The organism is Gordonia liuliyuniae (assembly GCF_021739025.1).
In the GTDB taxonomy this organism is placed as follows: Bacteria; Actinomycetota; Actinomycetes; order Mycobacteriales; family Mycobacteriaceae; genus Gordonia; species Gordonia liuliyuniae.
The window spans coordinates 235878-260711 of the sequence record NZ_JAKKOT010000006.1 but is presented as its reverse complement, the minus strand read 5'-3'; the positions used below and the strand labels follow the sequence as shown (position 1 = coordinate 260711).

The window sequence follows — 24834 nt, the reverse complement described above, 5'->3', positions numbered from 1 at the left end:
ACCCCGAGTGCTCAGGGCACAAGAGTTCGTGCCCTGAGCGACAACGCGGGGTCTACAGCGGGATGTTCTTATGGCGGCCGCGGCGGGCGGGAGCGACGGTGAGCGCCTCGGCGATACGGCTGCGCGTGACTGTCGGATCGATGATCTCGTCGACGACGCCGATCGACTGGGCGCGTCCCACCCCGCCCGCGATCTGCTCGTGCTCGACGGCCAGCCGCTCGTGCAGGGCGTCCCGCTCTTCGTCTGGAGCGGCGGCGAGCGCCTTCTTGTGCAGGATGCCGACCGCGGCCTTCGCGCCCATGACGGCGACCTCCGAGCCCGGCCACGCGAAGACGGCCGTCGCGCCGAGTGCGCGCGAGTTCATCGCGATGTAGGCGCCGCCGTAGATCTTGCGGGTCACCAGCGTGACCCGGGGGACCGTGCACTCGGCGAACGAGTGCAGAAGCTTCGCACCGCGTCGAACGACGCCGTTCCATTCCTGGCCGACGCCAGGCAGATACCCGGGGACATCGGTCAAGACGACGATCGGGACGCCGAACGCGTCGCACAGGCGCACGAAGCGCGACGCCTTCTCCGCCGCTTCGGAGTTCAGGCAGCCGCCCATGCGCAGCGGGTTGTTAGCGATGACGCCGACCGACCGGCCGGCGAGCCTGCCGAAACCGATCGTGATGTTGGGCGCCCACTTGGCCTGCAGCTCTTCGAACGTCGAGATCTCGGTGACGCAGTCCTCGGCCAACTGGGAGTCCAGGAGTGCCTCGACGATCGGGTGGACGTCGTAAGCCCGGCGGTTCGACTCGGGGAGCAGCGCGCGCAGGTCGGTGTCGCCTGCCGCAGCGCGGGCCCGATCGACCTGGCCCTGTTGGGAGAATGTGGAGACGAGGCGACGGGCGCGCCAATAGGCGTCCGTCTCCGATTGGGCGGTGATGTGGCTGACGCCCGAACGCTTGCCGTGCGTGTGCGGGCCGCCCAATTCCTCCATGCTCACGCTCTCGCCGGTCACCGACTTGACCACGTCGGGGCCCGTCACGAAGACGCGACCCTCGGGCGCCATGATGACGACGTCGGTCAGGGCTGGGCCGTATGCCGCTCCGCCCGCGGCGAAGCCGACGACGACGGAGATCTGCGGAACGTAGCCGGAGGCACGCACCATGGCCTCGAAGACGCCGCCTACGGCGTGCAGGGCTTGGACGCCCTCCGCCAGGCGTGCGCCGCCCGAGTGCCAGATGCCGATGACCGGAGTCTGCTCGGCGATGGCGGTGTCGATCGCGTTCACGATGTGTGCGCAACCGACCACCCCCATGGCACCGCCCATCACGGTGCCATCAGTGCAATAGGAGACGGTGCGGACACCGTCGACCTCACCGACGGCTGCTAGCACACCCGATCTGTCACGGGGGTGCAGCAGCTCGACAGTTCCCTCGTCGAAGAAGGTGGTCAACCGAAGCAGCGGGTCACGGGGATCCGTCGCTTCCTCACGGCCGGGGATGGGTGCCAGTGTGGTCATCGGTTTCTCCTATGCGGGGGAGTGAATCAGTAGCGACCGAACGTCAAAGCGACGTTGTGTCCTCCGAATCCGAACGAGTTGCTCAGCGCGTAGTCGACCTGGCCGCGTCGAGCCTCGCCGTGCACGACGTCGATGTCGCCGCACTCCGGGTCGAGCTCGTCGAGATTCAGCGTCGGCGGAATGATCGAGTCCTCCACCGACTTCACCGTGAGGACCGCTTCGAGAGCGCCGACGGCGCCGATCGAGTGGCCCAGCGCCGACTTCGGCGCGTAGATGGCCGCATGACTGCCCACGGCCGCCTGGATGCCCGCAGACTCTGCGGTGTCGCCGATCGGAGTAGACGTCGCATGTGCGTTCACATGTGTGATGTCCGACTTGGCGAGTCCGGCGGTCTGCAGTGCGCGGGTCATCGCACGTGCGTTGCCCTGACCGGACGGGTCCGGGGCCACCAGGTGGAAGCCGTCGGACGTGATGCCCGCGCCCAGAAGACGGGCGTGGATGTGCGCACCACGCGCTTTCGCGTGATCTTCGCGCTCGATGATGAGCATGGCCGCTGCTTCGCCGAAGACGAAACCGTCGCGTGCCTTGTCGAACGGACGCGAAGCCGCGGCCGGATCGTCGTTGCGCGTGCTCATCGCACGCATCATCGAGAACGCCGCGATCGGCACTGCGTCGATGTGTCCTTCGACGCCGCCGCACACCACCATGTCGGCGTCGCCGAAGACGATGTGCCGCCACGCGTGCGCGATGGCCTCGGCGCCCGACGAGCAGGCCGAGACCGGGGTGATGACGCCTGCGCGCGCGCCGACGTTGAGTCCGGCGACCGCGGCGGGACCGTTTGGCATCGTCATCGAGACGGCGAGCGGCGACACCTTGCGGTAGTTGCGCGTCTGCTTGATGGCGTTGTCAGCGTCGATCATCGCGTCCGCGCCGCCCATGCCGGTGCCGAGCACCACGCCGAGACGGTCGGGATCGACCTCCGGCTCGCCGGCCTGCGCCCACAGTCGCTTGCTCATGATGTGGGAGACACGCTCGACGTACGCCATGCGGCGCGCCTCGATACGGGTGACCTCCAGCGTCGGATCCTCGACGAGCTTCCCGCCGATACGGACCGGCAACTTGTAGTCGTCGATGTAGTCGTCGGTCAGCTCGCGGATGCCGGACTTGCCTGCGACGAGATTTTCCCAGGTCGTGTCCAGATCAGCACCCAAGGACGTCGTAGCGACCATCGAGGTCACCACGACGCTGGGAAAATCCCCACCGCGAGTGGAAAAGTCGCGCAGCTCGGTCATCAGGCCTGGCTCGCCTCGATCTGGGCGGCGATGGCGGCAGCGGTCTCGGGGTTCTCGGCCTCGAGCTTCTGGACGTATGCGACGGTGTCGCCGACGGTGCGCAGACCGGCGAGGTCCTCGTCGGGGACCTTGACGCCGTACTTGTCCTCGACCTGAACGGCGATCTCGACCATCGACAGCGAGTCGATGTCCAGGTCGTCGACGAACGACTTATCGAGGGTGACCTCCGACGGCTCGATGCCGGTGACCTCTTCGATGATCTCGGCGATGCCGGCGACGAGCTGTTCCTGAGTTGCAGCCACGATGTGGCTCCCTTCTAGTTCGTAATGCGTTACGTGTTTCCGGAGATCAGCGGGTTCGCTGCTGGACAAATCGATGATCGACTCTCCGGTGGCCGGGTGGTACCCGACCGCTATCCAAGTCCTGGGACGTCCTCCAGATCAGCGGGGACGTTGACGGCGCGCGACGGCACGCCTTTGAGTTCGCGCTTGGCGATTCCGACGAGAGTGCCTGCAGGCGTGAGTTCGACGATGGCGTCGGCGCCCGCAGCGAGCATAGTCTGCGAGCACAGATCCCATCGCACCGGACTGGTGACCTGAGTGATGAGCTTCTTGAGCGCGAGGGCGCCGTCGCCGACTGGCTGACCGTCGGAGTTCGACAACAGAGTGTGCGTCGGATCGTTCGGTGTGATCTCGGCGGCCGCTGCAGCGACGGCTTCCTGGGCGGGAGCCATGTACTCGGTGTGGAACGCACCCGCCACGGCGATCCTGCGGACGCGTGCCTTCTCCGGCGGGGCCGCCACGAGTTCGTCGACGGCCGTGACCGAGCCCGCGGCCACGATCTGCCCCTTGGCGTTGCGGTTGGCAGGCACCAGGTCGAGTTCGGCGAGGCGGTCGAGGACGGTGCTCTCGCCGCCGCCGAGGACCGCGGCCATGGTGGTGGGCTCGATCGCGCAGGCCTTGGCCATCTCGCGGCCGCGGATGCCTGCCAGGAGGACGGCCTCGTCGGCCGTGATCACGCCGGTGATGGCCGCTGCCGCGAGTTCGCCGACCGAGTGGCCCGCGACGACGGTGTCGGAGGGGAGCGCACCGTGACGGTCGACCAGTTCGTCGAACGCGAGGAGCGCGGCTGCGACGACGAGCGGCTGGGTCACCGCGGTGTCGGTGATCTCCTCGGCGGTCGCTGTGGTCCCCAGGCGTGCGAGGTCCAGTCCGATCGTCTCGGACCACGCCGCAACGCGGTCGCGGTTTCCCGGAAGCTCAAGCCATTCGGCGAGCATTCCGGGCTTCTGGGAGCCCTGGCCGGGCGCAAGCAACGAAAGCACGTGACTAGCGAACACCCTTCAGCGCCTCGGTGTGGGTGTCGAGTCGTATGAACCTCAACCGTGATCTTTGTGGGGTGTCTACAAAAGTGTTCTGAGTGGCACCTCCATCGTCATCGGCTCGTTATCCGTTACGTGTAAGCCGCACTCGTTCCTAGAAATGGACTTTCGTCCTTGGGATCCGTGACATGTGTGACTCAAGTGGCTTGTGACTGTGATTCTTGGTGGAAATGTGTCAACCGTCCAACGGTCAATGCCACCCGAAGGATGTAGGCGTCGCGCGGGTTGCTCGGGTCACGCCCAGTGATATCCGTCACTTTTTTTAGTCGATATCGAACAGTATTGGGGTGGATGTACATTTCGCGCGCACACGACTCGATGGAGCCGCCGCCGTCGAGGTACGCCTCGAGTGTCGTCATCAGCGTGTCGTTGGCGCCGCGCAGCGGCGTGACGGTCGAGTCGATGAGCATCCGGACCGCGTCCGTGTCGCCGGTGAGCGCACGCTCGGGAAGCAGATCCGAGCTGTGGACCGGACGCGGAGCGCTCGGCCATCCATTGACGGCGCGCACCCCTGCGAGGGCTTCGACAGCGGAGGCGTGCGCCGCCGTCAGATTAGGCGTCGTCGGACCGATGACGACGGGCCCCTCGGCGAAATGCTCCAAGAGGTCGGTGAGGAAACGGTCGGTCGGCCGCAGCGAGCCGCCGACGATGGCCACCAGCGTGCTGCCCTGAACGACGGACAGCGTCGCGCGGTCGTACTGCTTCGCGGTCGTGTGGACGGCGAGCGGAACCGAGACGTTCTGTTCCGGAGGAGGCGTCCCCACGATGACCGTCGCAGGCGAGTCGCTCGGCCAGTTCAATGCCGCTGCTCGGGAGAGGAGTTGTGCGTCGTCGTCGCCGCGGACCACGGCGTCCACGACGAGCGCCTCCATGCGCGAGTCCCAGGCGCCCCGCGACTCGGCAGCCGCCGCGTAGATCGCAGCCGCGGCGAATCCGATCTCGCGACCGTATCGGAGCACGGACTCGGTGAGCGCACGCAGCTGTGCGTCGTTGCGCGCCAGGAGCGGGAGCCACTTCTCGAAGAACTCCATCGCCACGCGAACCATCTCGACGGTCTGCAGCAGCGTGATGCGGCGGGCCAGATCCTGCGGGACCACTTGGAAGGCCTGCACCGTGAACTTCACGTTGCCCTCCGGGTCTTGGATCCACTCGACGAAGTTGACGACGGCCGTCTGCACGACGAGTTGGACGCTCGCGCGCTGCGCCGCATCCAACTCGCTGAAGTACGGGAGTTGGTCGGACATCGAGTGCACGGCCTCGGTCGCGAGTCGGCCGCTGTATTGCTTCATCCGGCGCAGCAGCGTGTCGGGCAGCGCATCGTGCACCGTCGCAGGAGCGGGCACATGCGCACCCTTGTCGGCGAAGACGTCGGTCGCGCGGGTGGACTTCAGTGGCTGGTCGGACACAGTGTCAATTTACTCTGGGCCAATCTAATTCAGGTCAATCTAGTGCGGGTACAGCCCCAATCTAGCCCGAAGGGCCGGTCGACGACGTCGACCGGCCCTTCGGAGGATTCTCATCTGCTCGTGGATTACGCCACGCCGGGGTCCGCAGTCGATACCGGGGCGGCCATCGGGTCGGTGATCTGATACTTCACGGCGGCGTCCGTGGCGACCGAACGGTCGATCTTGCCGTCGCGCGCGAGTGCGACGAGCACGCCGACGGCGATAGACGCCGCATCGATGTTGAAATACCGGCGAGCGGCCGAACGAGTGTCGGAGAATCCGAAACCGTCCGCGCCGAGCGTCAGGTAGGTGCCCGGCACGTACGCGCGGATCTGTTCCTGTACACCACGCATGTAGTCCGACGCCGCCACGAACGGGCCGGCGCGCTGACTCAGCACGTCGGTGACGTACGGGGTTCGAATCGTGCCTTCACGCAGTTCTTCACGGTCGCAAGCGATTCCGTCGCGCGCGAGCTCGTTCCACGACGTCACCGAGTAGACGTCGGCTGCGACGTTCCAGTCCTCGGCGAGAAGCTCCTGCGCTCGGATGGCGTCGTTCATCGTCACGCCGGACGCGAGTATCCCGGCGCGCAGCTCGCGTTCCTGCTCGGCCGGGCGGGAGAGATAGATCCCCTTCAAGACGCCAGCCACATCGAGATCGGCGGGCTCGGCGGGCTGGTGGATCGGCTCGTTGTAGACGGTGATGTAGTAGTACACCTTCTCCGGAGCGGGTCCGTACATGCGTCGCAGGCCGTCATCGACGATGTGAGCGAGCTCGTACGCGAACGCGGGGTCGTATGCGACGACGCCCGGGTTGGTCGCGGCGAGCAGATGTGAATGGCCGTCCGCGTGTTGCAGGCCCTCACCTGTCAGCGTCGTACGGCCGGCAGTCGCACCGATCACGAACCCGTTGGCCATCTGATCGGCGGCGGCCCACAGTCCGTCGCCGGTGCGTTGGAAGCCGAACATCGAATAGAAGATGTACAGCGGAATCATCGGCTCGTTGTGCGTCGCGTACGAGGTGCCGACGGCGGTGAAGCACGCGGTGGAACCCGCCTCGTTGATGCCCTCGTGCATGATCCGGCCGTTCTCGGCCTCCTTGTAGGCCAGCATGAGCTCCGCGTCGACCGACCGGTAGTGCTGGCCGTTCGGGTTGTAGATCTTCAGCGTCGGGAACCACGAGTCCATGCCAAACGTGCGAGCCTCGTCGGGGATGATCGGCACGATCCGCTTGCCGATCTCCTCGTCACGCATCAGTTCCTTGAAGATGCGGACGAGCGCCATCGTGGTGGCGACCTCCTGCTTGCCCGATCCGCCCGAGACGGCCTTGATCGCTCGCGACGTGTCGGGTTTCAGCGGCGCCGGAGTCAGGTGGCGACGAGGGAGGAACCCGCCGAGTTCGCGTCGGCGGTCCACCAGGTACTGGAGCTCCGGCGAGTCGGCACCCGGGTGGTAGTACGGCGGCAGGTACGGGTCGGCTTCGAGCTCTGCGTCCGAGATCGGGACGTGTGTCGTGTCGCGGAACGCCTTCAGGTCGTCGAGGGTCATCTTCTTCATCTGGTGGGTCGCGTTGCGCCCCTCGAAATGACCGCCGAGCGTGTAGCCCTTGATCGTGTGCGCCAAGATGACCGTCGGCTGGCCCTTGTGGTTCAGCGCGGCCTGGTAGGCGGCGAAGATCTTGCGGTAGTCGTGGCCGCCGCGCTTGAGGTTCCAGATGTCCTGGTCGCTGTAGTCCTTGACGAGCTCCTTGGTCTGGGGGTCCCGGCCGAAGAAGTTGTCACGGATGTAGCCGCCGTCGTTGGCGCGGTACGTCTGGTAGTCGCCGTCGGAGGTCCTGTTCATCAGGTTGACCAGCGCGCCGTCCTGGTCGGCGTTGAGCAGAGCGTCCCACTCTCGGCCCCAGACGACCTTGATGACGTTCCAGCCCGAACCGCGGAAGAACGACTCCAGTTCCTGGATGATCTTTCCGTTGCCGCGGACCGGGCCGTCGAGTCGCTGCAGGTTGCAGTTGACGACGAACGTCAGATTGTCGAGGTGGTCGGATGCGGCGACCTGCGCGAGGCCTCGCGACTCCGCTTCATCCATCTCGCCGTCGCCGAGGAACGCCCACACGTGCTGCTGCGAGGTGTCCTTGATCCCGTTGAGGTGCAGGTACTTGTTGAATCGTGCCTGGTAGATGGCGTTCATCGGGCCGAGGCCCATGGAGACCGTCGGGAACTGCCAGAACTCGGGCATCAGCCGTGGATGCGGATACGACGGCAGGCCGCCACCCATGCCCGCGTGGCTGTGCTCCTGACGGAAGCCGTCCATGCGGTGCTCGTCGATGCGTCCTTCGAGGAAGGCGCGAGCATAGATGCCGGGGGAGGCGTGTCCCTGGATGAACAGTTGGTCGCCGCCGCCGGGATGATCCAGTCCGCGGAAGAAATGGTTGAAACCGACCTCGTACAGCGACGCCGACGACGCGTAGGTCGAGATGTGGCCGCCGACTCCGATGCCGGGTCGCTGCGCGCGGTGCACCATGACCGCCGCGTTCCAGCGGATGTAGGCACGGAAACGTCGCTCCATGTCCTCGTCGCCGGGAAAGTCTGGTTCGAGATCGGTCGGAATCGTGTTGACGTAGTCCGTCGACGTCAACTGAGGGAGGGGGACACGTCTGTCGTCGGCACGCTCGAGCATGCGGAGCATGAGATAGCGGGCCCGTTCTGGGCCTGCATTGCTCAGCATCGAATCGAACGATTCGAGCCACTCGTCGGTCTCCGACGGGTCACTGTCAGCCAGATACGACGCCACACCGTCGCGGATCACCTTTACGCGGCTCGACCGCGTTCCGGCGTTCGGTGTGCTCGTGGTCAGGTCAGTCACTTATCCACCAATCTTCCTCTGGCGCACTGCAAGTGTCGGCGGCGCGCATGTACATGACCGTCGGGGTGGTGACGGTCCGATTCGTTTTCGAGTACGCAAGGATTCTGGCGTACTGTCGCCTCTATCGTGCCCCAAATCACGAGTCGAAGAAACGGATGTGCCGAGTCACACGTTCTACTCTGCGGTAACCTCAACGCATCCGTGTCCACGCGAGGGGGAGTCGCATGAACGGCGTTCGTTCAATAGTCGTCGGTCTTGCGTTGGTCGCTGCCGCAACACTTCTCGTCGGCTGCTCCGAATCGGGCTCCGACACGCAGGAGTCGTCCTCGGGATCCGCGTCGTCGAACGTGCCGTCCGCCGAGCGCCCGGAAGTGGAGAAGGTGGCCGCCATCCAGGTGTGTCGTCAGGTCATCACGTCGGCGGGCGTCATGGTCCGCGACTACAACACCTTCATGAAGGTGCTCAACAAGACGCAGTCGTACGCCGAGGTCGGGTCCGAGGACCGTTGGGCCGTCGAGACTCTCGATACGGGGGCCGGTGTGGTGCGTGAAACGATCTCGCCTGCGACGCCCGCGGACCTCGTCGAGGACGTGTCGGACTTCGTCGACACCTCGGAGCAACTCGCCGAACGCATCGAGCGGGAGCAACGCGCCGGGCTGAACCGCGCATCCAAGGAGTGGGACGACAAACGCACGGCCGCGCTCGACCGGTGCGCAGAGTATCTGCCGACCGCCTGACGGGTCCGGTCGGGTGCCTCGCGGCCGGGCGGTTGGTCCCGAACTTGTGTGTCTACTGTCGGTAAACGGCTGGACCCTCTACGCTTGACCTACGGTTCGCTTCGGCGGGACCTGGAATATTTCAGCGATCGGGAGGATGCACGCGGTGGTAGCCGCCACGGACGACAAGGCGAGCAAGCTTGGATTCACCAAAGAAATGGTGATCCAGGAACGGGGATGGGACGAAGACACCGACGACGACCTGCGGGCCGCCATCGAGGACGTGATCGACGCCGAGATGCTCGACGAGGATGCGATCGACGTCGTCGACGCGGTGATCCTCTGGTGGCGTGACGACGACGGTGACCTGGTGGACGCGCTGATGGACGCGATCGGACCTCTCGCCGAAGGCGGATTCATCTGGGTCCTCTCGCCGAAGACTGGTCTCGACGGGCACGTCGATCCGGCAGTCATCGCCGAAGCTGCCCCGACGGCAGGCCTCACTCAGACATCCGTCATCAACTTGGACGACTGGTCCGGTGCACGGTTGGTGACGCCGAAGGCCAGGCCGGGCAAGAAGGCATGACCAGTCCCGAGATCGCTGTCGCCGGTCCCGTACCGGTCGGCTCGGTCGCACCGGACTTCGATTTGCGCGACCAGAACAATCGTCGCGTGTCCCTGTCCGGGTTGCGGGAGAAGGGCGACGTGCTCGTCGTCTTCTTCCCGCTGGCGTTCACCGGAACCTGTGAGGGCGAACTCGGGCACATCCGCGACAATCTGCCGCGGTTCGCCGACGATGCTCTGACGACAGTCGCGGTCTCCGTCGGCCCGCCGCCCACCCACAAGGTCTGGTCGTCGGCGCAAGGCTACCTGTTCCCGATCCTGTCGGACTTCTGGCCGCACGGCGACATCGCCCGGAGTTTCGGCGTGCTCGACGAGCAGCGTGGCTACGCCAACCGGGGCACGTTCCTCGTCGATCGCGACGGACTCGTCCGCTATGCGGCGATGGTCGGTCCGGGCGAAGCTCGCACCGAAGAGACGTGGACGGCCGCCCTGGCCACCCGCAGCTGACTGTCCGCCCGGTGTCAGTGGTGCGGGGCGACAACCGCGTCCGTCGACCTGAGGACGCAGCCGGCGGGCGGCAGATCCGTCGCCGGATACACGGTGGCGAGCGCTACCGCGAAGCGGCGAGCGCGTTCGACGTAGCCGGCTCGGGTGTAGTGCACGCCGTCGAGGAACCAGTCCTGATGCAGTTCGCCCGCCCAGTCGTACACCCGCAGGTTCGGGTAGCGCTCGCATGCCCGGACGAGTGCGCGGTTGAAATTGCGCATGGCCTCGTTGTCGTAGGCGGGATTCTCGTTCAGCGCGTTGGTCGCGATGGTCGGCCACATCACGGGTTGGCCGGCCAGCGGTTTCATCAGATTGTCGATTCGCATGTCGACCGGCCCCTGGCCGCCGACTTCGACGTTGGCGGTGTCGTTGATACCCATCGCGACGACCCAGCAGCCGCGTAGGCCGCGGGCGAGGTCGCTGGCGATCGACTCGGTCGCATTCGGTTCGCCGTTGAGGCGCTCCATGCTGGAACGCCCGCCCACGACGTCGGAGACGTACCTGTCCGCGCCGTACTCGCGATACCGGCCGGACAGCCGCAACGCGGGGTTCGGCTGCATGCCGACGTCGTTCATGCCGATGGATGTCGAGTCGCCGACGTGGATGACGGTGGAGCACTTCGTGCGGCGTTGCGCCGCGGGCATCGTCGGACCGTACCGGTCGGGCTTGGGTGCGTCGTCGACCCCGTCGTCGACGCCGCTGCCTCCGGTGTCGGGTCGGTAGAGCGCTGACACGACGGGGAGATCGGGATTGAGGTAGGAGACGCCGACCATCGCGCCGATCGCGAGCCCCACCACCATGAGCGTCGCCATGACGGCGCGGGCAGGGGAGGCGCGTCGCGTGCGGCGGGTGGACTCGCCGACGGCAGGCACCTGCTCGAGGGCCGTGGCCGAGTCGGGTCCGATGGCGGAGTAGGCCTGGGGCGCGGGCGGAAGGTTCAGCACGCTCGGTGCGGACTGCAGGACGGTGATCTCCGTCGGTGCGGCGAAGCGGCGTGTGTCCGCAGCCGACGGTTCGATCGACCCGCCCGGGGCCGCGGGTTCGGCCGGGGACAGGTCGACAGGCTCTTCGACGATGCGGGTCGCGGCGACGTCGACCGGTTCCTCGCGCAAAGGAGCCGGTTCGAGCTGGGCGCGGTGGGGATCGTCCCAGGCGGTCGCGGGTTCGGCGAGCGGAGCCGGATCAGCGCCGGCCTCGAATTCGGGTGCAGGCTCGTCGGTGACGGGTTCTGGGTTAACCGGTTCTGGGGTGACCGGTTTTGGGGTGATGCGGCGGCGCAGCCCGTCCAGCACGCGGGCGATGCCAGTGAACATTGAGATCAGCGTTGTCAGGAGTGCAGCGCGCAAGGTGTCCTCCGGGAGTCGGGGAGTGGTGAGGGCGGCGCGGAAACCGTATCGGCGGATCGGGTCTTCGACGTACCGCCATGACAGCGACGCCAAGACCAGCGTCGCGGATACGACCACGATGGAACTGACCACTGCGGAGTCTCCCCGAATGACGCTGGGGAGGAACGCGACGAGCGGCATGTGCCAGAGGTAGATGCCGTACGAGCGTTCGCCTATCCACCGGAACGGCTGTGTCGACAGGAGGGTCGCGATGAACGTCGAGGGTGTGACTGCGGCTGTGAGAACGCCCATCGTCGCGCCGGTCAGGACGGCGATACCCCAGGAGTACAAGCTCTGCGAACTGTCGGTCGTCGTCGTGCTGAGATAGAGGATCGCGCCGAGTCCGGCGATGCCGAGGGCGTCTATCAAGCACCGTTGGTTGTGCGTCGCTCGGTGCGCGCGTGCGGGCCACCAGAAGGCGAGGACAGCACCCAACAGCAGTCCGCCCGCGCGGGTGTCGGTGCCCTCGTAGGCGCGCGTGTTGTCGAAGCCGGCCTCGGCGAGTGTGGCGAGCAGATAGAACGAACCGAGCGCGAGGAACAGCGTCACCAGGCTCATCAGCCAGCGGCGGCGCAGCGTGAGGTAGAACAGTGCCAGCACCAGCGGCCACACGATGTAGAACTGTTCCTCGATCGACAGCGACCACATGTGGCTCAGTGGACTGGGTCCGCCGAAGCGGTCGAAGTACGAGGTGTCGGATGCGATGGTCTGCCAGTTGTTCACGTAGAACAATGCCGAGAGCGCCTGCCCGGTGTACGTGCCGAGCTTGTCCGGAACGACGATGGCCGTCGTCGCGATGGTCGCCGCGAGCACGAGTGCGACGGCGGGGAACAGACGCCGTGCGCGCCTGATCCAGAAGGTCTTCAATCCGAGGCCGCCGGTTCGTTCGCGTGCCGCGATCAGCAGCGACGTGATGAGGAAGCCACTGAGGGTGAAGAAGACGCCGACGCCCAGGAGTCCGCCGCCGAAGCCCGGGACCTGCAGGTGATACAGCAGAACGAGGATGACGGCCACCGCGCGGATGCCGTCGAGGCCAGGCAGATACGTCGACTGACCGTGGGTAGGACGTGGCATTGGCGGAAGGTACCCCTTGTCGCTGCGGACCGTTGCGCGGTGCCGCCGACCACCGCTCGATGACGACGTCGGTACAGGTCTTCGACCGCGTCACCGCGACGGCACCGATCGTCCATCATAGGCACCGCTCAGAGTGCGTCCGACACGTCGTGCGTCCGTATGACACGGGCGCTCTGACTCGCGGGCTCTGGTTGCGGCGTGTTCGTGGCGACGTCAGTCGCCGAAGGCGGTCGCGAGTGCAGTCGCGAACAAGCGGTTCCGTTGAGCAGTCCCGGTCGCGTTGAAGTGGATCCCGTCGTCGGTGTGCCAGGACGGCTGCGATTCGGCGGCGAAATCGTAGATCTTGAGGTTTGGATACCTGGCGGCTGCTCGTTTGAGCGCGTCGTTGAACGCGGTCATGTTCTTGGGCGCATACGCGGCGTTGCTCGGATCGCTGGTCATGACGGTCGGCCACAGGACGTTTTGCCCGTCAAGCTTCTTCATGACGCGGTCGATGCGCTCGTCGGCTTTGACCTTCGATCCGACGGCGATGTTCGCGGCGTCGTTGACGCCCATCGCGATGACCCAGCAGCCTCGGTTACCGCGAGCGAGTTGGGAGTCGATGGCGTCGACCGCGTTGGGCTCGCCGTCGACCTTCTCGACGATGGAGCGGCCGCCCCCCGCGTCGAGCGTGACCCTCTCGACGCCGACGCGCTGATACTGCGGGGTCAACCGGTCGCCCTCGGCGGACACTTTGGACGCGCTGTCGATGCCGATGGACGTCGAGTCGCCGATCTGCACCACCTGGGTGCAGGAGGTGCGGCGCTCGCCGGTCGGAGTCTTCGGTGTGCCGGGGGCTCCGGGCGTCTGCGGGCCGAGCAGGTTGAACAGTGACGACAGGTCGCTCGAGCCGTTCGGATCGATCGGAAGCTCCTGCAGTACGGAACCTGCGCTGTCCATGAGTTCGCCGATCGTCGGCTCCGCGGCGGCCTGTCCGGTGCTCGCGGTGGCGAGCGCAGCGGCGACGCCGACAGTGCTCGCCGATGCGACGACGCGTCGACGCCAGGTCGAGTGGCGTCGGGCAGTGCGGTTCCCATTCCCAGTAGTCACAATATTCACAGTAGACAACAATAATCACTCCCGTTTCAACCGTCGGCAGGTTGCAGAACGGTCACGGGGCGCTCGAGTGGCGCGGTGATTTGCGCGACGCTGCGTCAAACCCTCGACGCGGCCAGCGGCGTCGAACAGAGTGGGAGCCGTCAACATGCGGGTGTGGCTGAGAGGCTAAGCAGCGGTCTGCAAAACCGTCTACGTGGGTTCGAATCCCGCCATCCGCTCGGAGTCCAGCGCGCCGCGAGTCCGCGCGGCGCGCCTGGTCGGCCGGTGGAATACCGGTAGCGGCGAAAGTGTGAGACCATATACGTGTGGGAGACAGGTTTTGTCCCCGCTCTCTGAAGGAAGCAGTAATCAGCATGGCACAAGGAACCGTCAAGTGGTTCAACAGCGAGAAGGGCTTCGGCTTCATCGCTCCCGACTCCGGTAGTGACGACGTGTTCGTCCACTACTCTTCGATCTCAGGTAACGGTTTCCGTAACCTGGAGGAGTCGCAGCGCGTCGAGTTCGACCTCGAGGCAGGGGCCAAGGGCCCCCAGGCGACGAACGTGAGCGCGCTCTAAACCCAAAGCTTACGCGTAGACCGCCCCCGATCCGTTCACGGATCGGGGGCGGTCTCGTTTATGTGCGCCGATGATCTCCCCAAAGGTCGAAGCCGCAGGGACCGAAGTCGCAAACCTACACCGCTCAGCGCCTACGACACCGTCACGGCGACGCCTCCGCTGAGCGGTGTAGGTTTGCGCTCCCAAGTCTCCGGACCGTGAGATCGGCGCTCGTTTGGCTCGAGTGGTCGAGGGGAGTCCGGCGGGAGGGACGATCACCAGCCCCACCGGCGAGACTGGCGTGGCGGTCGGCGATCGAAGTCCTCGTCGGCAACGGGATCTCCGCGTTCGGGTGAGACAGGCACCTGTCGTCCGTCGGTCGGTCCGTAATGCGTTGAGGCTAACTGTCGACCGTACGATCTGTTTACGCTTGATGTTGCGGCGTTCTTCATTATGTTCAGGTCGATCTGCATCGCGTTTCGGAGTGAAGCGACGTGGGCGGTTGCGATGTGTACCAGTACACGGTCCGGTTGCGGTGCTTGCGGTGCTTGCGACCGCGAGTTTGCGTAGTCGGCAGGTTTCGGTCTCATGAGGTTCAGCCTATTCGGCGTGGACGACAGTGTAGCTTTCCTGAGTGACGCTCCAGCCGATCCGGGGTGCGCCTTGCCAGACTTAAAGAACTGTCGGTAGAAATGACCGATGCGCATGCGTGTTGAGTGGGTCGTACCGATCGTGATCGGAGTTCTGGCGGTCATGGGTCTACTCTTCGGCGCTCGTGTGCTCCTGAGCGTCGGCACAGGCCAACCCGGGACAATCGACGCAGCCGAGGCAGAGTCTCAGCTCGACAGCGACGATGTACATATACCGTCGGGGTTCGAATTCGTTAGTGGCTGGCACGGCACACCCGCGTTCACCGGATCTACCGGATACGCGGTCCGGTACGACGGGCCGAGATCGGCGCGGGTGCAGGCGGAGGACATATCGCACCTGCTGACGGCGTGGGAGACAACCACCTGCGATCCGAAGACGGGTGAAGTCGCGAACTTCAGAGCACACTTTGCAGCAGAACTCGATGTGCGCTGCACCGGTCGCACGGTGGCGAGAATCAGCTATCCTCGGCACAACGCCGATCACCTGAGAAAGGTGACTGTCATTGATTTCACCGACGGCGACAGGACAACGCTGTACGTGCAGCACGACGCCACCTGATCGGTAGTGCTCGTGGGGTCTGCGATCAAGCGCCAGGCCCGCTGCTTTTTGTTGGACCTGTGCACTTCGTCTACTCAGGTGACAAAAGCAGTGTGTAGCAGACTAAACCGACGTTTCCGCTGGTCAAGTGGTGCGCGCAAAGGGATTTGAACCCCTGACCGCTGGTGTGTAAGACCAGAGCTCTACCGCTGAGCTATACGCGCCGGGCCGTCGTCGTGCGAGCAACGGCTCGGAGTGAATAATATCTTCTCGGCGGTGGCATGCCCAAACCGGTGTTCGTAGACTCAGTGGGTCGTGTACTAGCGAGAGGGAACCGTGTGAAGACTCGAGTCGAGAAGGCTCCGATCATCGACGCGCTAGCTGCGGAGTGGCGGGCGATCGATCATCTCGTCAGCGGGCTGTCGGACGCGGACTGGTCGGCGGAGTCGGGCCTACCGGGATGGACTGTCGGCGACGTCGTCGCACACATCGTCGGAACCGAGAACATGCTCGACGGCAAAGAACCCGATGCAGGCCGCGACGTCGCCGGACTCGATCACGTGAAGAACCCGATCGGCGAACTCAACGAACACTGGCTCGACCACTATCGAACCCGCACCCGGGCCGAAGTCATGGCCGACTACCGGGCGATGACCGCGAAACGCATCGCCGACCTGACGGCGATGGGCGACGACGAGTGGAACGCCGACGCCGTTACGCCGGTCGGGCCCGAAACATACGGGCGGTTCATGCGAGTGCGGACCTATGACAGCTGGGTGCACGAACTCGACCTCCGCGACGCGCTCGGCCTCGACGAACCGAGCGATCCGGTGCCTGCCGGCTTCGCATTGGACGAGATGGCTGCCGTGATGCCCTACCTGGTCGGGAAGAAGGCAGCAGCGCCGAAGGGGACCCGCGTCGCCTTCGAGTTCACCGGTCTCGTGCCGACACGGGTGCACGTCGCCGTTGACGACCGCGCTGCCCTCGTCCCGGCGCTGGACGGCCCCGCCGACGTCACGCTGCGGACCACCGTCGCCGACTACACGCGACTCGCCGGCGGCCGACCGCGAGCGGCGCAGGCCACCGTCTACATCGACGGTGACGTCGCGCTCGGCTCGGCGATCGTCGACAGCCTGCACTATATGATCTGAACGACCCGCCGCCTACGCGGGCGACTCATCGTGCCGGACTTTGCCGGATCCGAACGCGGAGGCGTCGCGACCGGCCATCAGCCTGGACGGCTCGGGATCCGATCGCAGAGCCCGCTCCAGGTCGGCTGAGTCGGGCAGCGCGCCGTCGCCTGCTACGACGACGACGTTCCCACTGCGCCGCCCCTTGAACATCGCCGGGTCGGAGATCAGCTCGACGTTCGCGAAGACATCCGCGATCGTCGACACCTCCGAACGCACCGACGCCAGATCTCGATGACCGCCGCAGTTCGCGATGTAGAGTCCGCCCGGCACCAGCACTCGCTGAACCGCACGGGTGAACTCGACCGTCGTCAGATGTTCCGGAGTCACGCTGCCGCTGAACGCGTCACGCATCACCACGTCGCGCGTCTGTTCGCGGAGACTCTCCGTGACCTCGCGTGCGTCGCCGACCCGGATGCGCAGTCGGGGAGCACGCGGCAGGTCGAACCATTCACGGGCGAGGCGGGCCAGTTCAGCGTCGATCTCCACGGCGACGTGCCGGGACTGCGGGTACACGTGCGACAGATACCGGGGGAGCGCACACGCGGCCGCCCCGAGATGCAGGACGCGCAGCGGCGTCGCGGGATCACGGTACTTGTCGGCGATGGCGGCCGACGCCTGCCGCATGTACTCGAAGTCGAGCTGGTCCGGCCGGTCCGGGTCGATGTGGCTGCTCTGCGCCCCGTTGATCGACAGCAGCCAGCCGCCGTCCACACTGTGCACTAGTTCGGCTGTGCCGGTTGAGATGTCGAAGACGCCGGGTTCGGGCGTCGGGCGGGAGGCGGCCATGAGGACCGATGATATCGGCGATCGATACGATCACCCGATGCGCCACCATGCCGACACCGGCGGGCTCGCTGCCGGAACTCTCTTCGACGCGCTGTTCGGCGACCCGCAGCGCGGTCATCCCGTCGCCGTGTTCGGGAGTGGCGTCGCAGCGTCGGAGAAGGTCCTCTACCGCGACGATCGAGTACGCGGCGCGGTGTTCGCGGGGTGGTGGATCGGCATCGGTGTGCTGGCAGGCGTACTCGCCCGTCGTCTCGGCTCCGCAGGGACGACGGCGGCGGCGTTCAGCGCGCTGGGCGGGACGTCCCTGTGCCGGATCGGCGACGAGATCGCCGACGCACTCGACGCAGGTGACGTCGACGGCGCCAGAACTCGGGTCGCAGGCCTCGTCGGACGGGACACGACACGACTCGACGAAGCCGGGATCTGCCGTGCCGCAGTGGAATCGATCGCCGAGAACACGTCCGACGCGGCCGTCGCACCGCTGTTCTGGGGCGCCATCGCCGGGGCGCCGGGGCTGCTCGGATACCGCGCGGCGAACACCCTCGACGCCATGGTCGGGTACCGGTCGGAGAAGTATCTGCGATTCGGGTGGGCGTCCGCGCGGCTCGACGACGCCGCGAACTACGCGCCGGCCCGCGCGACGGCCGCTCTGGTCGGTGCGCTCTCGGGCCGACCGCGTGAGGCGTGGATCGCCGTCCGCCGCGACGCCGGGCAGCACCCCAGCCCGAACGCGGGCGTCGTGGAGGCGGCGTTCGCCGGAGCGCTGGGGATCGGCCTCGGCGGGCGGACCGAGTACCCGCACGGCGTAGAGGACCGACCGCGACTCGGGGTCGGGCCCGAACCCCGCGCCGCCGACCTGCGGGCAGCGGTCACGCTGTCACGGCGCGTGCAACGGGCGAGCGCGTTGGCCGCGGTCGCCTTGCGAATCATCGTCGGCGAAGGACGACGTCACTTGCCGTAGCGCTGGGCCAGTTTCGTCCTGACGGCGTCGTCGGCAGCGGTGGGCGCGGAACCGTCGCCGATCTGACCGCCGGAGGTGATGTCGACGTCGTTACCCGACCGGGAGCCCGCTTCGCGGAGACTCTGCCGGACGCGTTCACGTTCGGACCGACTCGTCGCCGGAGGAGCCTCGACGACGGCGACCTCGCCCTGGTCCCCGTCACCGTTGTCCGCCCCGCGGCGAGCACGCCGGGCCTTGACCTCGCTGTAGATGAAGTAGGCGGCACCGAGCGGAACCATCACACCGAACGCCAGCCACTGCAGACCGTAGGAGAGGAACGGGCCCGACTCGAGTTGCGGCAGTTCGATCTCGCCCAGCGATCCCGGCTGGTTCGGCGACAACTGCAGGTAGTACGGATCCATCGTCAACCCGGTGAGACGCGACAGTTGCGCGGCGTCGATCGTGTACGCCGTCGACTGACCGCCTTCTGCTCGCGGCTCCTTGCCGGGACTGGTGCCCTCGGACTTGCGGAGCCGAGCCGCGATCGTCACCTCGTCCGACGGCGTCGCCGGGACATTGACCTGACCGTTCTCGCTGTTCGCAACGATGCCGCGGTTCACCAGGATCACCCGGTCCGAGCCGGAGATCCGGAACGGCGTCAACGCTTCCACCGCGGGCCGTTCCTGCGAGTAGCGGAAGCGCAGCATCACCTGATCGTCGGGCAGATACCGGCCGCGCAGCGTCACCTCGTGCCACTCGTTGTTCGGGTCGAGGGGCCGCCCCGGCGGAGCCAGCTGATCGATCGGGACCGCGTCGGTGTCGACTGCGGCGCGGATCAGGTCGTTCCGGTGTTCGGTGTCGCTGTTCTTCCCGAGCTGCCACGGCGCGAGGATCGCGAAACAGGCCGCCGCGAATGCCACTACGAACAGTACGAGCAGCAGCCATCCGGGCTTGAGGAACGAACGAAGGACGCGCACATACTCAGGATACGTCTCAGTCGCGAGTGGCCAGCGTCTCGCCGGTCCACGCGAGCAGACCGGGGATCGCCGCCTCCACCTGTTCGCGCACCAGCTCGAAGTCGTCCGGCGTCCCGTAGTACGGGTCGGGAACGTCCTCGCCGTCGGCGTCGGGATCGAAGCTGCGCAGGAGTCGGACCCGGTCGCCGAGACGTTTGCGCTCCAACTCCGCCACGTGCCCTCGGTCGGCGGCCACGAGCAGATCAGCCGACAGGTGGTCGGGTGTCAACCCGGACGCCACGTGCGCATCCGAGTAGCCGTGCGCCAACAGTTCGGTGCGGGCACGGTTGTCTGCGGGGTCGCCGACGTGCCAGCCGCCGGTTCCCGCACTCGTCACGCGGAGCCGGTCGGACAGTCCGGCCTGTTCGACGGCGTGCGTGAAGATCGACGCCGCCATCGGGGACCGGCAGATGTTGCCCGAGCAGACGAAACAGATGTGCAGGACGCGGCCTGCAGCCGAAGCTCCCGCGTTGTCAGACACCGAGTACCTTTCGCAGTTGCGGAACCGTCTCGACGATCCGCTCGTTCTGTCCCGGGGCGCCCGCACGATCGAGGGCGGCCTCCAACTCTCCTGCGTGAGCGTAACCCCACCGGACGCCGAGCGCGGGGACCCGGCATGCCGCCGCACCGTCGACGTCGTGCGACCGGTCGCCGATCATCAGCACCCGTTCGGTCTCGCCAGTGATGTCGAGGGCGCCGAGAACATACCGCACCACAGCCTCTTTGCCGATCCGACCCGCGCCATCGTCTGCGCCTCCGATGAACGTGAAATACGAGGTCAAACCGAAATGGTCGACGATGTTGCGGGCGATCTGTTCGTTCTTGCTCGTCGCGAGCGCCAACGTGCGACCGTCGTCCGCCAGGTCGGCCAGCAGTTCGGCCATCCCGTCGTACACCGAGTTCTCGAGCCAGCCGGTGACGTCGTAGCGGGCGCGATACGCGCGTACCCCGGCCGCCGACGTCGCCTCGTCGTATCCGAGCGCACGCAGTGACTCGACCAGCGGCGGACCGACGATCGTCTGCAGGAACTCGGTCGGCGGAGCGGGTTCGCCGAGGACGTCGAGCGCGTACAGGAACGAACGGCTGATCCCCGGGTAGCTGTCGGTGATGGTGCCGTCGAGGTCGAACAGCAGAACCGTGTCCGTCATCGTGGGGGTCGGGGCCGGAATCATGCTTCCATCGTGCACGTAGGCTGGACCATCATGACAGTCGACGTGCCCGCCCACCTGTACGACCGTGGTCGGCACGGTGACGCCGACGTACAGGCGGGGCTCGTCGACTTCGCGGTCAACGTCCGTCCGGGACCGCCCGAGTTCGTCGCGCGGGCGTTACACGGGCGGATCGCCGACCTTGCGGCGTACCCGTCCGCGGTGGAGACGCAAGACGTCGTCCGGCGGGCCGCCGACCTGCATCGGCGTCGCCCCGACGAGGTGCTGCTCCTCGGCGGTGCTGCGGAGGGGTTCGAACTGCTTGCCGGCCTGGCGCCCCGCCACGTCGCGTTGATCCAGCCCTCGTTCACCGAGCCCGAACGAGTGCTCGCAGCGTCGGGCGCGCGGATCAGCCACGTCACGCCGTCCGCGCCGTGGCTGCTCGCCGACGCGGCGGTGCCCGACGACGCCGACATGGTCGTGCTCGGCAATCCGACGAACCCGACCTCGGTGCTGCACCCGGCTGCGGACGTGCTCGCGCTGCGACGGCCGGGCCGGATCGTCGTCGTCGACGAGGCGTTCGCCGACCTCACCCTCGCCGGCGACCGCCTCGAGCCGGAGTCGGTCGCCCGAGTGCCTGCCGACGATGTGATCGTCGTGCGGTCGATCACCAAGACCTACGGGCTGGCCGGGCTGCGCGCCGGATACCTGTTGGCGGCACCGGAACTCATCGCCGCGATGACGGCTGGGCGGCGACACTGGGCGGTCGGGACATTGACGCTCGCCGCGCTCGGCGCGTGCCTCGGGCCCGACGGGCAGGAGTACGCCCGCGGTCAGGCGCACGCGGTGGCCGCCGAACGACTTCACCTCGTCGAACGGCTCGCGGCGATCGGGTTGACGCCGGAAGCCGATCCGCGCGCCCCGTACGTGCTGGTGCGGGTGCCGGACGGGTGGCGGTGGAAAGACGAGCTCGCCGCACGAGGATTCTCCGTGCGCAGCTGTGCCAACTTTCACGGGTTGACCGGCGACCACCTGCGGCTGGCGGTGCGTCCGCGTGAAGTGTGCGACGCGCTCGTCGACGCCATGCAAGATGTGAAGAACCGACTCGAGACAGGAGCCCCGACGAGATGACTCGTACGCTCGCGGACGTGATCGGCCGATTGGAGCACGCGTATCCGCCTCGGCTCGCCGAATCGTGGGACGCGGTCGGCCTGGTCTGCGGTGACCCTTCCGAAGCCGCAGACAAGGTGCTGGTGTGTGTCGACGTGACCGACGCCGTCGTCGACGAAGCCGTCGACACCGGGGCCCGGCTCGTGTTGGCGCACCACCCGCTGTTGATGCGCGGGGTGACCGGCGTCGGCGTCGACACGGCGAAGGGTCGGCTCGTGCACCGCCTGATCCGCGCGGGGTGCGGCTTGTACTCGGCGCACACGAACGCCGACAAGGCCCGCCCCGGCGTGTCGGACGCGCTCGCTGACGCGATCGGGCTCTCCGACACGGCCCCCCTCGATGCCGAACCGGCTCCGACCCTCGACAAGTGGGTCGTGATGGTTCCCGAAGCCAACGTCGACCAGGTGAGTGAAGCGATGTTCGCGGTCGGCGCGGGCGCGGTCGGCGACTACCGCGACTGCCGGTGGGGCGTGGTCGGCACCGGACAGTTCCTGCCGGTGGGGAACGCGTCCCCGGCGATCGGCGGTGTCGGCGAACTGACCCGCGTCGACGAGGAACGCGTCGAGATCGTCGCGCCGCGACGTGCGCGCTCAGCCGTCCTCGCCGCACTCCGTTCGTCGCACCCGTACGAGGAACCCGCCTTCGACGTCTTCGAGCAGGCGCCCGTCGACAGCGACCTCGGACTCGGCCGGATCGGACGGCTCCCGGCACCGATGCGGTTGGACGAGTTCGTCGCCCACGTCGACGCGTCGCTTCCGAAGTCGGCCTGGCCGGTGCGGGCCTCGGGCGACCCGTCAGCGATGATCGAGACCGTCGCCGTGTGCGGCGGCGCGGGCGACTCACTCGTATCGGCCGCGGCCCGCGCGGGCGTCGACGCCTACGTGACGGGCGACCTCCGCCACCACGTGGTGGACGAGGCACGACGTGACGGCGGCCCGGCCCTCGTCGATGCTGGCCACTGGTCGACCGAGTTTCCGTGGTGCGCCCAGGCCGCCGCACTGCTCAGCGATTTCGGCTGCGAGACGAGTGTCTTCGCGCCGCCTACCGACCCTTTCGGCGTCGTCGCCCGACGACCCGTGTGACAGGAGTGTGCCAATGAAAGCCTCTGCCGCCGCGCAGCGAATGCTGCTCGACCTCGCCGATCTCGACGCGGAGATCGCCAAGACCGCGCACGGCCGGAAGAACCTGCCCGAGGACGCCGAACTCGCCGACCTGGCGACCAGGCTCGACGCCGCTCGCGAGGACGTCGCGTCATCGCGGGTCGCAGTCGACGATCTCGCGACGGTCTACGAGAAGTTCGAGCGTGAACTCGCCGGCATGACCGAGCACGTCGCACGGGACAAGGCGTCCATCGACGCGGGCACGGTGGGGCACAAGGCGGTCGCCGAACTCCAGCGTGAACTCGAATCGCTCGAGCGCCGCCGCGACGACCTCGAAGGCGAGATGCTCGAACTGATGGAACAGCAGGAGGCGACGGCTACCGAGGCCGACCGCGCCGAGGCCACCCTGCTGACGTTGACCGAGAACGAACTCGAACTCGTCGCGAAACGCGACAAGAGCGCAGCGGCCGTCGATGCCCGAGCCACCGACCTCGCGGAGCGCCGCGCCGCGTTGACGGCGTCGATCGACGCCGATCTCGTCGGCATCTACGAAGGTCTCCGTGGCCGCGGCCAGGTCGGTGCGGGCCTCGTGCAGGCGCGCCGCTGCGGTGCGTGCCGCATGGAACTCGACCCGCGCACCCTGTCGCGGATCGCCGCAGCCGACGAGGACGAGGTACTTCGCTGCGAGGAGTGCGGCGCGATCATGGTGCGGACGAACCACTCCGGGCTCCCGGGACAGGGGCGCCCGGAGTGAGCAGATCAGCAGCCGGTGGCAGCCCGGATTGGCACGGCCAGACGGCACCGCCGACTCGCCTCGTGCTGCTGCGTCACGGGCAGACGCCGCTCTCGGTGGAACGTCGCTACTCCGGTCACGGCGACCCGGCCCTCAGCGACATCGGCCTCGAGCAGGCGGCTGCTGCCGCCACACGGCTCGCCGCCGCGCCGTTCGGGCAGATCGACGCCATCGTGTCGTCGCCGTTGACGCGAGCGCGTGCTACCGCCGAGTTCGCGGCCCGCGTCCTCGGGCTCGACGTGACCGTCCACGACGGTCTGATCGAGACCGACTTCGGCGACTGGGAGGGGTTGACGTTCTCCGAAGCCGCCGAGAACGACGGACGACTGCATCGTCGGTGGTTGAGCGACGTGAGCGTCACCCCGCCGAACGGGGAGAGTTTCGCGCAGGTCGGTGAGCGTATCGGACAGGTCCGCGACGACCTCGTCGACCAGTATGCCGGGCGGACGATCCTGGCCGTCAGCCATGTGACGCCGATCAAGACGTTTCTGCGCGGCGCGCTCGGCGTCGGCCCGGAACTGTTGTTTCGCCTGCATCTGGACCTCGCCTCGTACTCGATCGTCGAGTTCTACCCGGACGGCGGGTCCGTGGTTCGGCTGGTGAACGATACGGCGCACCTGCAGTAGCCGTCTCGACTTCGCTCGACGGACCCGAAGGCGGTATTCTCGAACGGCGAACGAGCCGACCGGGCGGCCGCGGCGACGGGACCACGCAGACCACTGCGCAGGCCGACAGCCGAGGAAAGTCCGGACTCCACAGCAGCAGGGTGGTTGCTAACGGCAACCCGGGGTGACCCGCGGGACAGTGCCACAGAGAACAGACCGCCGTCCCGTCCGCGGGACGGTAAGGGTGAAACGGTGCGGTAAGAGCGCACCAGCGACACGGGCGACCGTGACGGCTCGGTAAACCCCACCCGGAGCAAGGCCGAAGTCCGCACCGCGAGCCGGTGCGGGTGCGCGAGTGTTCGAGGACTGCTCGTCCGAACTCGCGGGTTGGCCGCTTGAGGCACCCGGCGACGGTGTGTCCAGATGGATGGTCGCCACCGGTCCTCGACGGACCGGGACAGGATCCGGCTTACACGTCGGCTCGTTCGCGCAC

The 24834-nt window shown here is 67.0% G+C and carries 23 protein-coding genes, 2 tRNA genes and 1 other RNA gene; 13 read left to right on the top strand and 13 right to left on the bottom strand.

Going from position 1 to position 24834, the window contains the following annotated elements:
• Positions 1–52: 52 nt before the first annotated feature.
• From L5G28_RS14445 to aceE, 6 genes are all read right to left on the bottom strand, one after another.
• On the bottom strand, positions 53–1504 hold the full coding sequence (locus L5G28_RS14445) for an acyl-CoA carboxylase subunit beta (RefSeq protein ID WP_237002132.1): 1452 nt from the start codon (positions 1502–1504) through the stop codon (positions 53–55).
• A gap of 26 nt (positions 1505–1530) precedes the next feature.
• Complete coding sequence (locus L5G28_RS14440; protein ID WP_236998601.1) at positions 1531–2796, bottom strand: KasA/KasB family beta-ketoacyl-ACP synthase; 1266 nt, start codon at positions 2794–2796, stop codon at positions 1531–1533.
• Complete coding sequence (gene acpM, locus L5G28_RS14435; protein WP_236998600.1) at positions 2796–3098, bottom strand: meromycolate extension acyl carrier protein AcpM; 303 nt, start codon at positions 3096–3098, stop codon at positions 2796–2798. The genes L5G28_RS14440 and acpM overlap by 1 nt, the downstream gene beginning before the upstream one ends.
• 110 nt (positions 3099–3208) lie before the next feature.
• Positions 3209–4120: an ACP S-malonyltransferase gene (locus tag L5G28_RS14430; protein WP_237002131.1), complete on the bottom strand. Its 912-nt coding sequence runs from the start codon at positions 4118–4120 to the stop codon at positions 3209–3211.
• A 194-nt stretch (positions 4121–4314) separates the two neighbouring features.
• The gene (locus tag L5G28_RS14425) at positions 4315–5583 is read right to left on the bottom strand and encodes a PucR family transcriptional regulator (RefSeq protein ID WP_237002130.1); all 1269 of its coding nucleotides are present in this window, start codon (positions 5581–5583) and stop codon (positions 4315–4317) included.
• Between the two features lie 125 nt (positions 5584–5708).
• Entirely contained in the window at positions 5709–8483 is a 2775-nt protein-coding gene (gene aceE, locus L5G28_RS14420) for a pyruvate dehydrogenase (acetyl-transferring), homodimeric type (protein WP_237002129.1), read from the bottom strand.
• Between the two features lie 224 nt (positions 8484–8707).
• Between aceE and L5G28_RS14415 the strand changes: the two genes are divergently transcribed.
• The 3 genes from L5G28_RS14415 to L5G28_RS14405 all read left to right on the top strand — a co-directional run bounded on the left by L5G28_RS14415 (position 8708) and on the right by L5G28_RS14405 (position 10270).
• On the top strand, positions 8708–9220 hold the full coding sequence (locus L5G28_RS14415) for an Rv2240c family protein (RefSeq protein WP_237002128.1): 513 nt from the start codon (positions 8708–8710) through the stop codon (positions 9218–9220).
• A 145-nt stretch (positions 9221–9365) separates the two neighbouring features.
• Positions 9366–9785 (top strand): DUF3052 domain-containing protein, encoded by a 420-nt coding sequence (locus L5G28_RS14410; RefSeq protein WP_236998595.1) that lies wholly within the window; start codon positions 9366–9368, stop codon positions 9783–9785.
• Positions 9782–10270, top strand: coding sequence for a peroxiredoxin (locus L5G28_RS14405; protein WP_237002127.1), 489 nt, complete (start codon positions 9782–9784; stop codon positions 10268–10270). The genes L5G28_RS14410 and L5G28_RS14405 overlap by 4 nt, the downstream gene beginning before the upstream one ends.
• Before the next feature lie 14 nt (positions 10271–10284).
• On the opposite strand, the gene L5G28_RS14400 is transcribed toward L5G28_RS14405, so the two are convergent.
• On the bottom strand, positions 10285–12768 hold the full coding sequence (locus L5G28_RS14400) for an acyltransferase family protein (RefSeq protein WP_237002126.1): 2484 nt from the start codon (positions 12766–12768) through the stop codon (positions 10285–10287).
• Positions 12769–12981: 213 nt separating this feature from the next.
• Positions 12982–13857, bottom strand: a complete 876-nt coding sequence (locus L5G28_RS14395; RefSeq protein WP_237002125.1) for a GDSL-type esterase/lipase family protein — start codon at positions 13855–13857, stop codon at positions 12982–12984.
• A 156-nt stretch (positions 13858–14013) separates the two neighbouring features.
• Here L5G28_RS14395 and L5G28_RS14390 point away from each other — a divergent pair.
• From L5G28_RS14390 to L5G28_RS14380, 3 genes are all read left to right on the top strand, one after another.
• Positions 14014–14084, top strand: a tRNA-Cys gene (locus L5G28_RS14390).
• Positions 14085–14219: 135 nt separating this feature from the next.
• A complete protein-coding gene (locus L5G28_RS14385; protein WP_236998591.1) occupies positions 14220–14423 on the top strand; it encodes a cold-shock protein in 204 nt (67 codons plus the stop codon).
• A 678-nt stretch (positions 14424–15101) separates the two neighbouring features.
• Positions 15102–15611 (top strand): hypothetical protein, encoded by a 510-nt coding sequence (locus L5G28_RS14380; protein ID WP_237002124.1) that lies wholly within the window; start codon positions 15102–15104, stop codon positions 15609–15611.
• Positions 15612–15739: 128 nt separating this feature from the next.
• Here the strand turns inward: L5G28_RS14380 and L5G28_RS14375 are convergent.
• A tRNA-Val gene (locus L5G28_RS14375) sits at positions 15740–15814 on the bottom strand.
• 114 nt (positions 15815–15928) lie between these two features.
• On the opposite strand from L5G28_RS14375, the gene L5G28_RS14370 reads away from it, so the two are divergent.
• The gene (locus L5G28_RS14370) at positions 15929–16741 is read left to right on the top strand and encodes a maleylpyruvate isomerase family mycothiol-dependent enzyme (RefSeq protein ID WP_237002123.1); all 813 of its coding nucleotides are present in this window, start codon (positions 15929–15931) and stop codon (positions 16739–16741) included.
• A gap of 12 nt (positions 16742–16753) precedes the next feature.
• Here the strand turns inward: L5G28_RS14370 and L5G28_RS14365 are convergent, their stop codons facing one another.
• Positions 16754–17569, bottom strand: coding sequence for a spermidine synthase (locus L5G28_RS14365; protein ID WP_237002122.1), 816 nt, complete (start codon positions 17567–17569; stop codon positions 16754–16756).
• On the opposite strand from L5G28_RS14365, the gene L5G28_RS14360 reads away from it, so the two are divergent.
• Complete coding sequence (locus tag L5G28_RS14360) at positions 17568–18530, top strand: cobalamin biosynthesis protein (RefSeq protein WP_372477235.1); 963 nt, start codon at positions 17568–17570, stop codon at positions 18528–18530. The genes L5G28_RS14365 and L5G28_RS14360 overlap by 2 nt on opposite strands.
• Here L5G28_RS14360 and L5G28_RS14355 read toward each other — a convergent pair.
• Genes L5G28_RS14355 through L5G28_RS14345 form a run of 3 tightly spaced genes read right to left on the bottom strand, consistent with a single transcriptional unit; the run spans position 18518 to position 20697 of the window.
• Positions 18518–19486, bottom strand: a complete 969-nt coding sequence (locus tag L5G28_RS14355; RefSeq protein ID WP_237002121.1) for an SURF1 family cytochrome oxidase biogenesis protein — start codon at positions 19484–19486, stop codon at positions 18518–18520. The genes L5G28_RS14360 and L5G28_RS14355 overlap by 13 nt on opposite strands.
• Before the next feature lie 16 nt (positions 19487–19502).
• The gene (locus L5G28_RS14350) at positions 19503–20006 is read right to left on the bottom strand and encodes a low molecular weight protein-tyrosine-phosphatase (RefSeq protein ID WP_308191981.1); all 504 of its coding nucleotides are present in this window, start codon (positions 20004–20006) and stop codon (positions 19503–19505) included.
• On the bottom strand, positions 19999–20697 hold the full coding sequence (locus L5G28_RS14345; RefSeq protein WP_237002120.1) for an HAD hydrolase-like protein: 699 nt from the start codon (positions 20695–20697) through the stop codon (positions 19999–20001). Before L5G28_RS14345 ends, L5G28_RS14350 begins: the two co-directional genes overlap by 8 nt.
• 30 nt (positions 20698–20727) lie before the next feature.
• Between L5G28_RS14345 and cobC the strand changes: the two genes are divergently transcribed.
• The 5 genes from cobC (at position 20728) to rnpB (ending at position 24829) form a co-directional block, all read left to right on the top strand.
• On the top strand, positions 20728–21804 hold the full coding sequence (gene cobC, locus L5G28_RS14340) for an Rv2231c family histidinol phosphate aminotransferase CobC (RefSeq protein WP_237002119.1): 1077 nt from the start codon (positions 20728–20730) through the stop codon (positions 21802–21804).
• Positions 21801–22925, top strand: a complete 1125-nt coding sequence (locus tag L5G28_RS14335) for a Nif3-like dinuclear metal center hexameric protein (protein WP_237002118.1) — start codon at positions 21801–21803, stop codon at positions 22923–22925. Before cobC ends, L5G28_RS14335 begins: the two co-directional genes overlap by 4 nt.
• Positions 22926–22938: 13 nt before the next feature.
• Entirely contained in the window at positions 22939–23697 is a 759-nt protein-coding gene (locus L5G28_RS14330; RefSeq protein ID WP_237002117.1) for a zinc ribbon domain-containing protein, read from the top strand.
• Positions 23694–24362, top strand: coding sequence for a histidine phosphatase family protein (locus L5G28_RS14325; RefSeq protein WP_236998581.1), 669 nt, complete (start codon positions 23694–23696; stop codon positions 24360–24362). The genes L5G28_RS14330 and L5G28_RS14325 overlap by 4 nt, the downstream gene beginning before the upstream one ends.
• Before the next feature lie 51 nt (positions 24363–24413).
• An RNA gene (gene rnpB / locus L5G28_RS14320) (RNase P RNA component class A) lies at positions 24414–24829 on the top strand.
• Positions 24830–24834: the final 5 nt, after the last annotated feature.

Coding starts and splice junctions, on each gene's coding strand:
- L5G28_RS14405 (WP_237002127.1), top strand. CDS start 9,782: ATGACCAGTCCCGAGATCGCTGTCGCCGGTCCCGTACCGGTCGGCTCG.
- L5G28_RS14335 (WP_237002118.1), top strand. CDS start 21,801: ATGACTCGTACGCTCGCGGACGTGATCGGCCGATTGGAGCACGCGTAT.
- L5G28_RS14365 (WP_237002122.1), bottom strand. CDS start 17,569: ATGGCCGCCTCCCGCCCGACGCCCGAACCCGGCGTCTTCGACATCTCA.
- L5G28_RS14360 (WP_372477235.1), top strand. CDS start 17,568: ATGAGGACCGATGATATCGGCGATCGATACGATCACCCGATGCGCCAC.
- L5G28_RS14400 (WP_237002126.1), bottom strand. CDS start 12,768: ATGCCACGTCCTACCCACGGTCAGTCGACGTATCTGCCTGGCCTCGAC.
- cobC (WP_237002119.1), top strand. CDS start 20,728: ATGACAGTCGACGTGCCCGCCCACCTGTACGACCGTGGTCGGCACGGT.
- L5G28_RS14380 (WP_237002124.1), top strand. CDS start 15,102: ATGCGCATGCGTGTTGAGTGGGTCGTACCGATCGTGATCGGAGTTCTG.
- L5G28_RS14440 (WP_236998601.1), bottom strand. CDS start 2,796: ATGACCGAGCTGCGCGACTTTTCCACTCGCGGTGGGGATTTTCCCAGC.
- L5G28_RS14330 (WP_237002117.1), top strand. CDS start 22,939: ATGAAAGCCTCTGCCGCCGCGCAGCGAATGCTGCTCGACCTCGCCGAT.
- L5G28_RS14345 (WP_237002120.1), bottom strand. CDS start 20,697: ATGATTCCGGCCCCGACCCCCACGATGACGGACACGGTTCTGCTGTTC.
- L5G28_RS14385 (WP_236998591.1), top strand. CDS start 14,220: ATGGCACAAGGAACCGTCAAGTGGTTCAACAGCGAGAAGGGCTTCGGC.
- L5G28_RS14445 (WP_237002132.1), bottom strand. CDS start 1,504: ATGACCACACTGGCACCCATCCCCGGCCGTGAGGAAGCGACGGATCCC.
- L5G28_RS14415 (WP_237002128.1), top strand. CDS start 8,708: ATGAACGGCGTTCGTTCAATAGTCGTCGGTCTTGCGTTGGTCGCTGCC.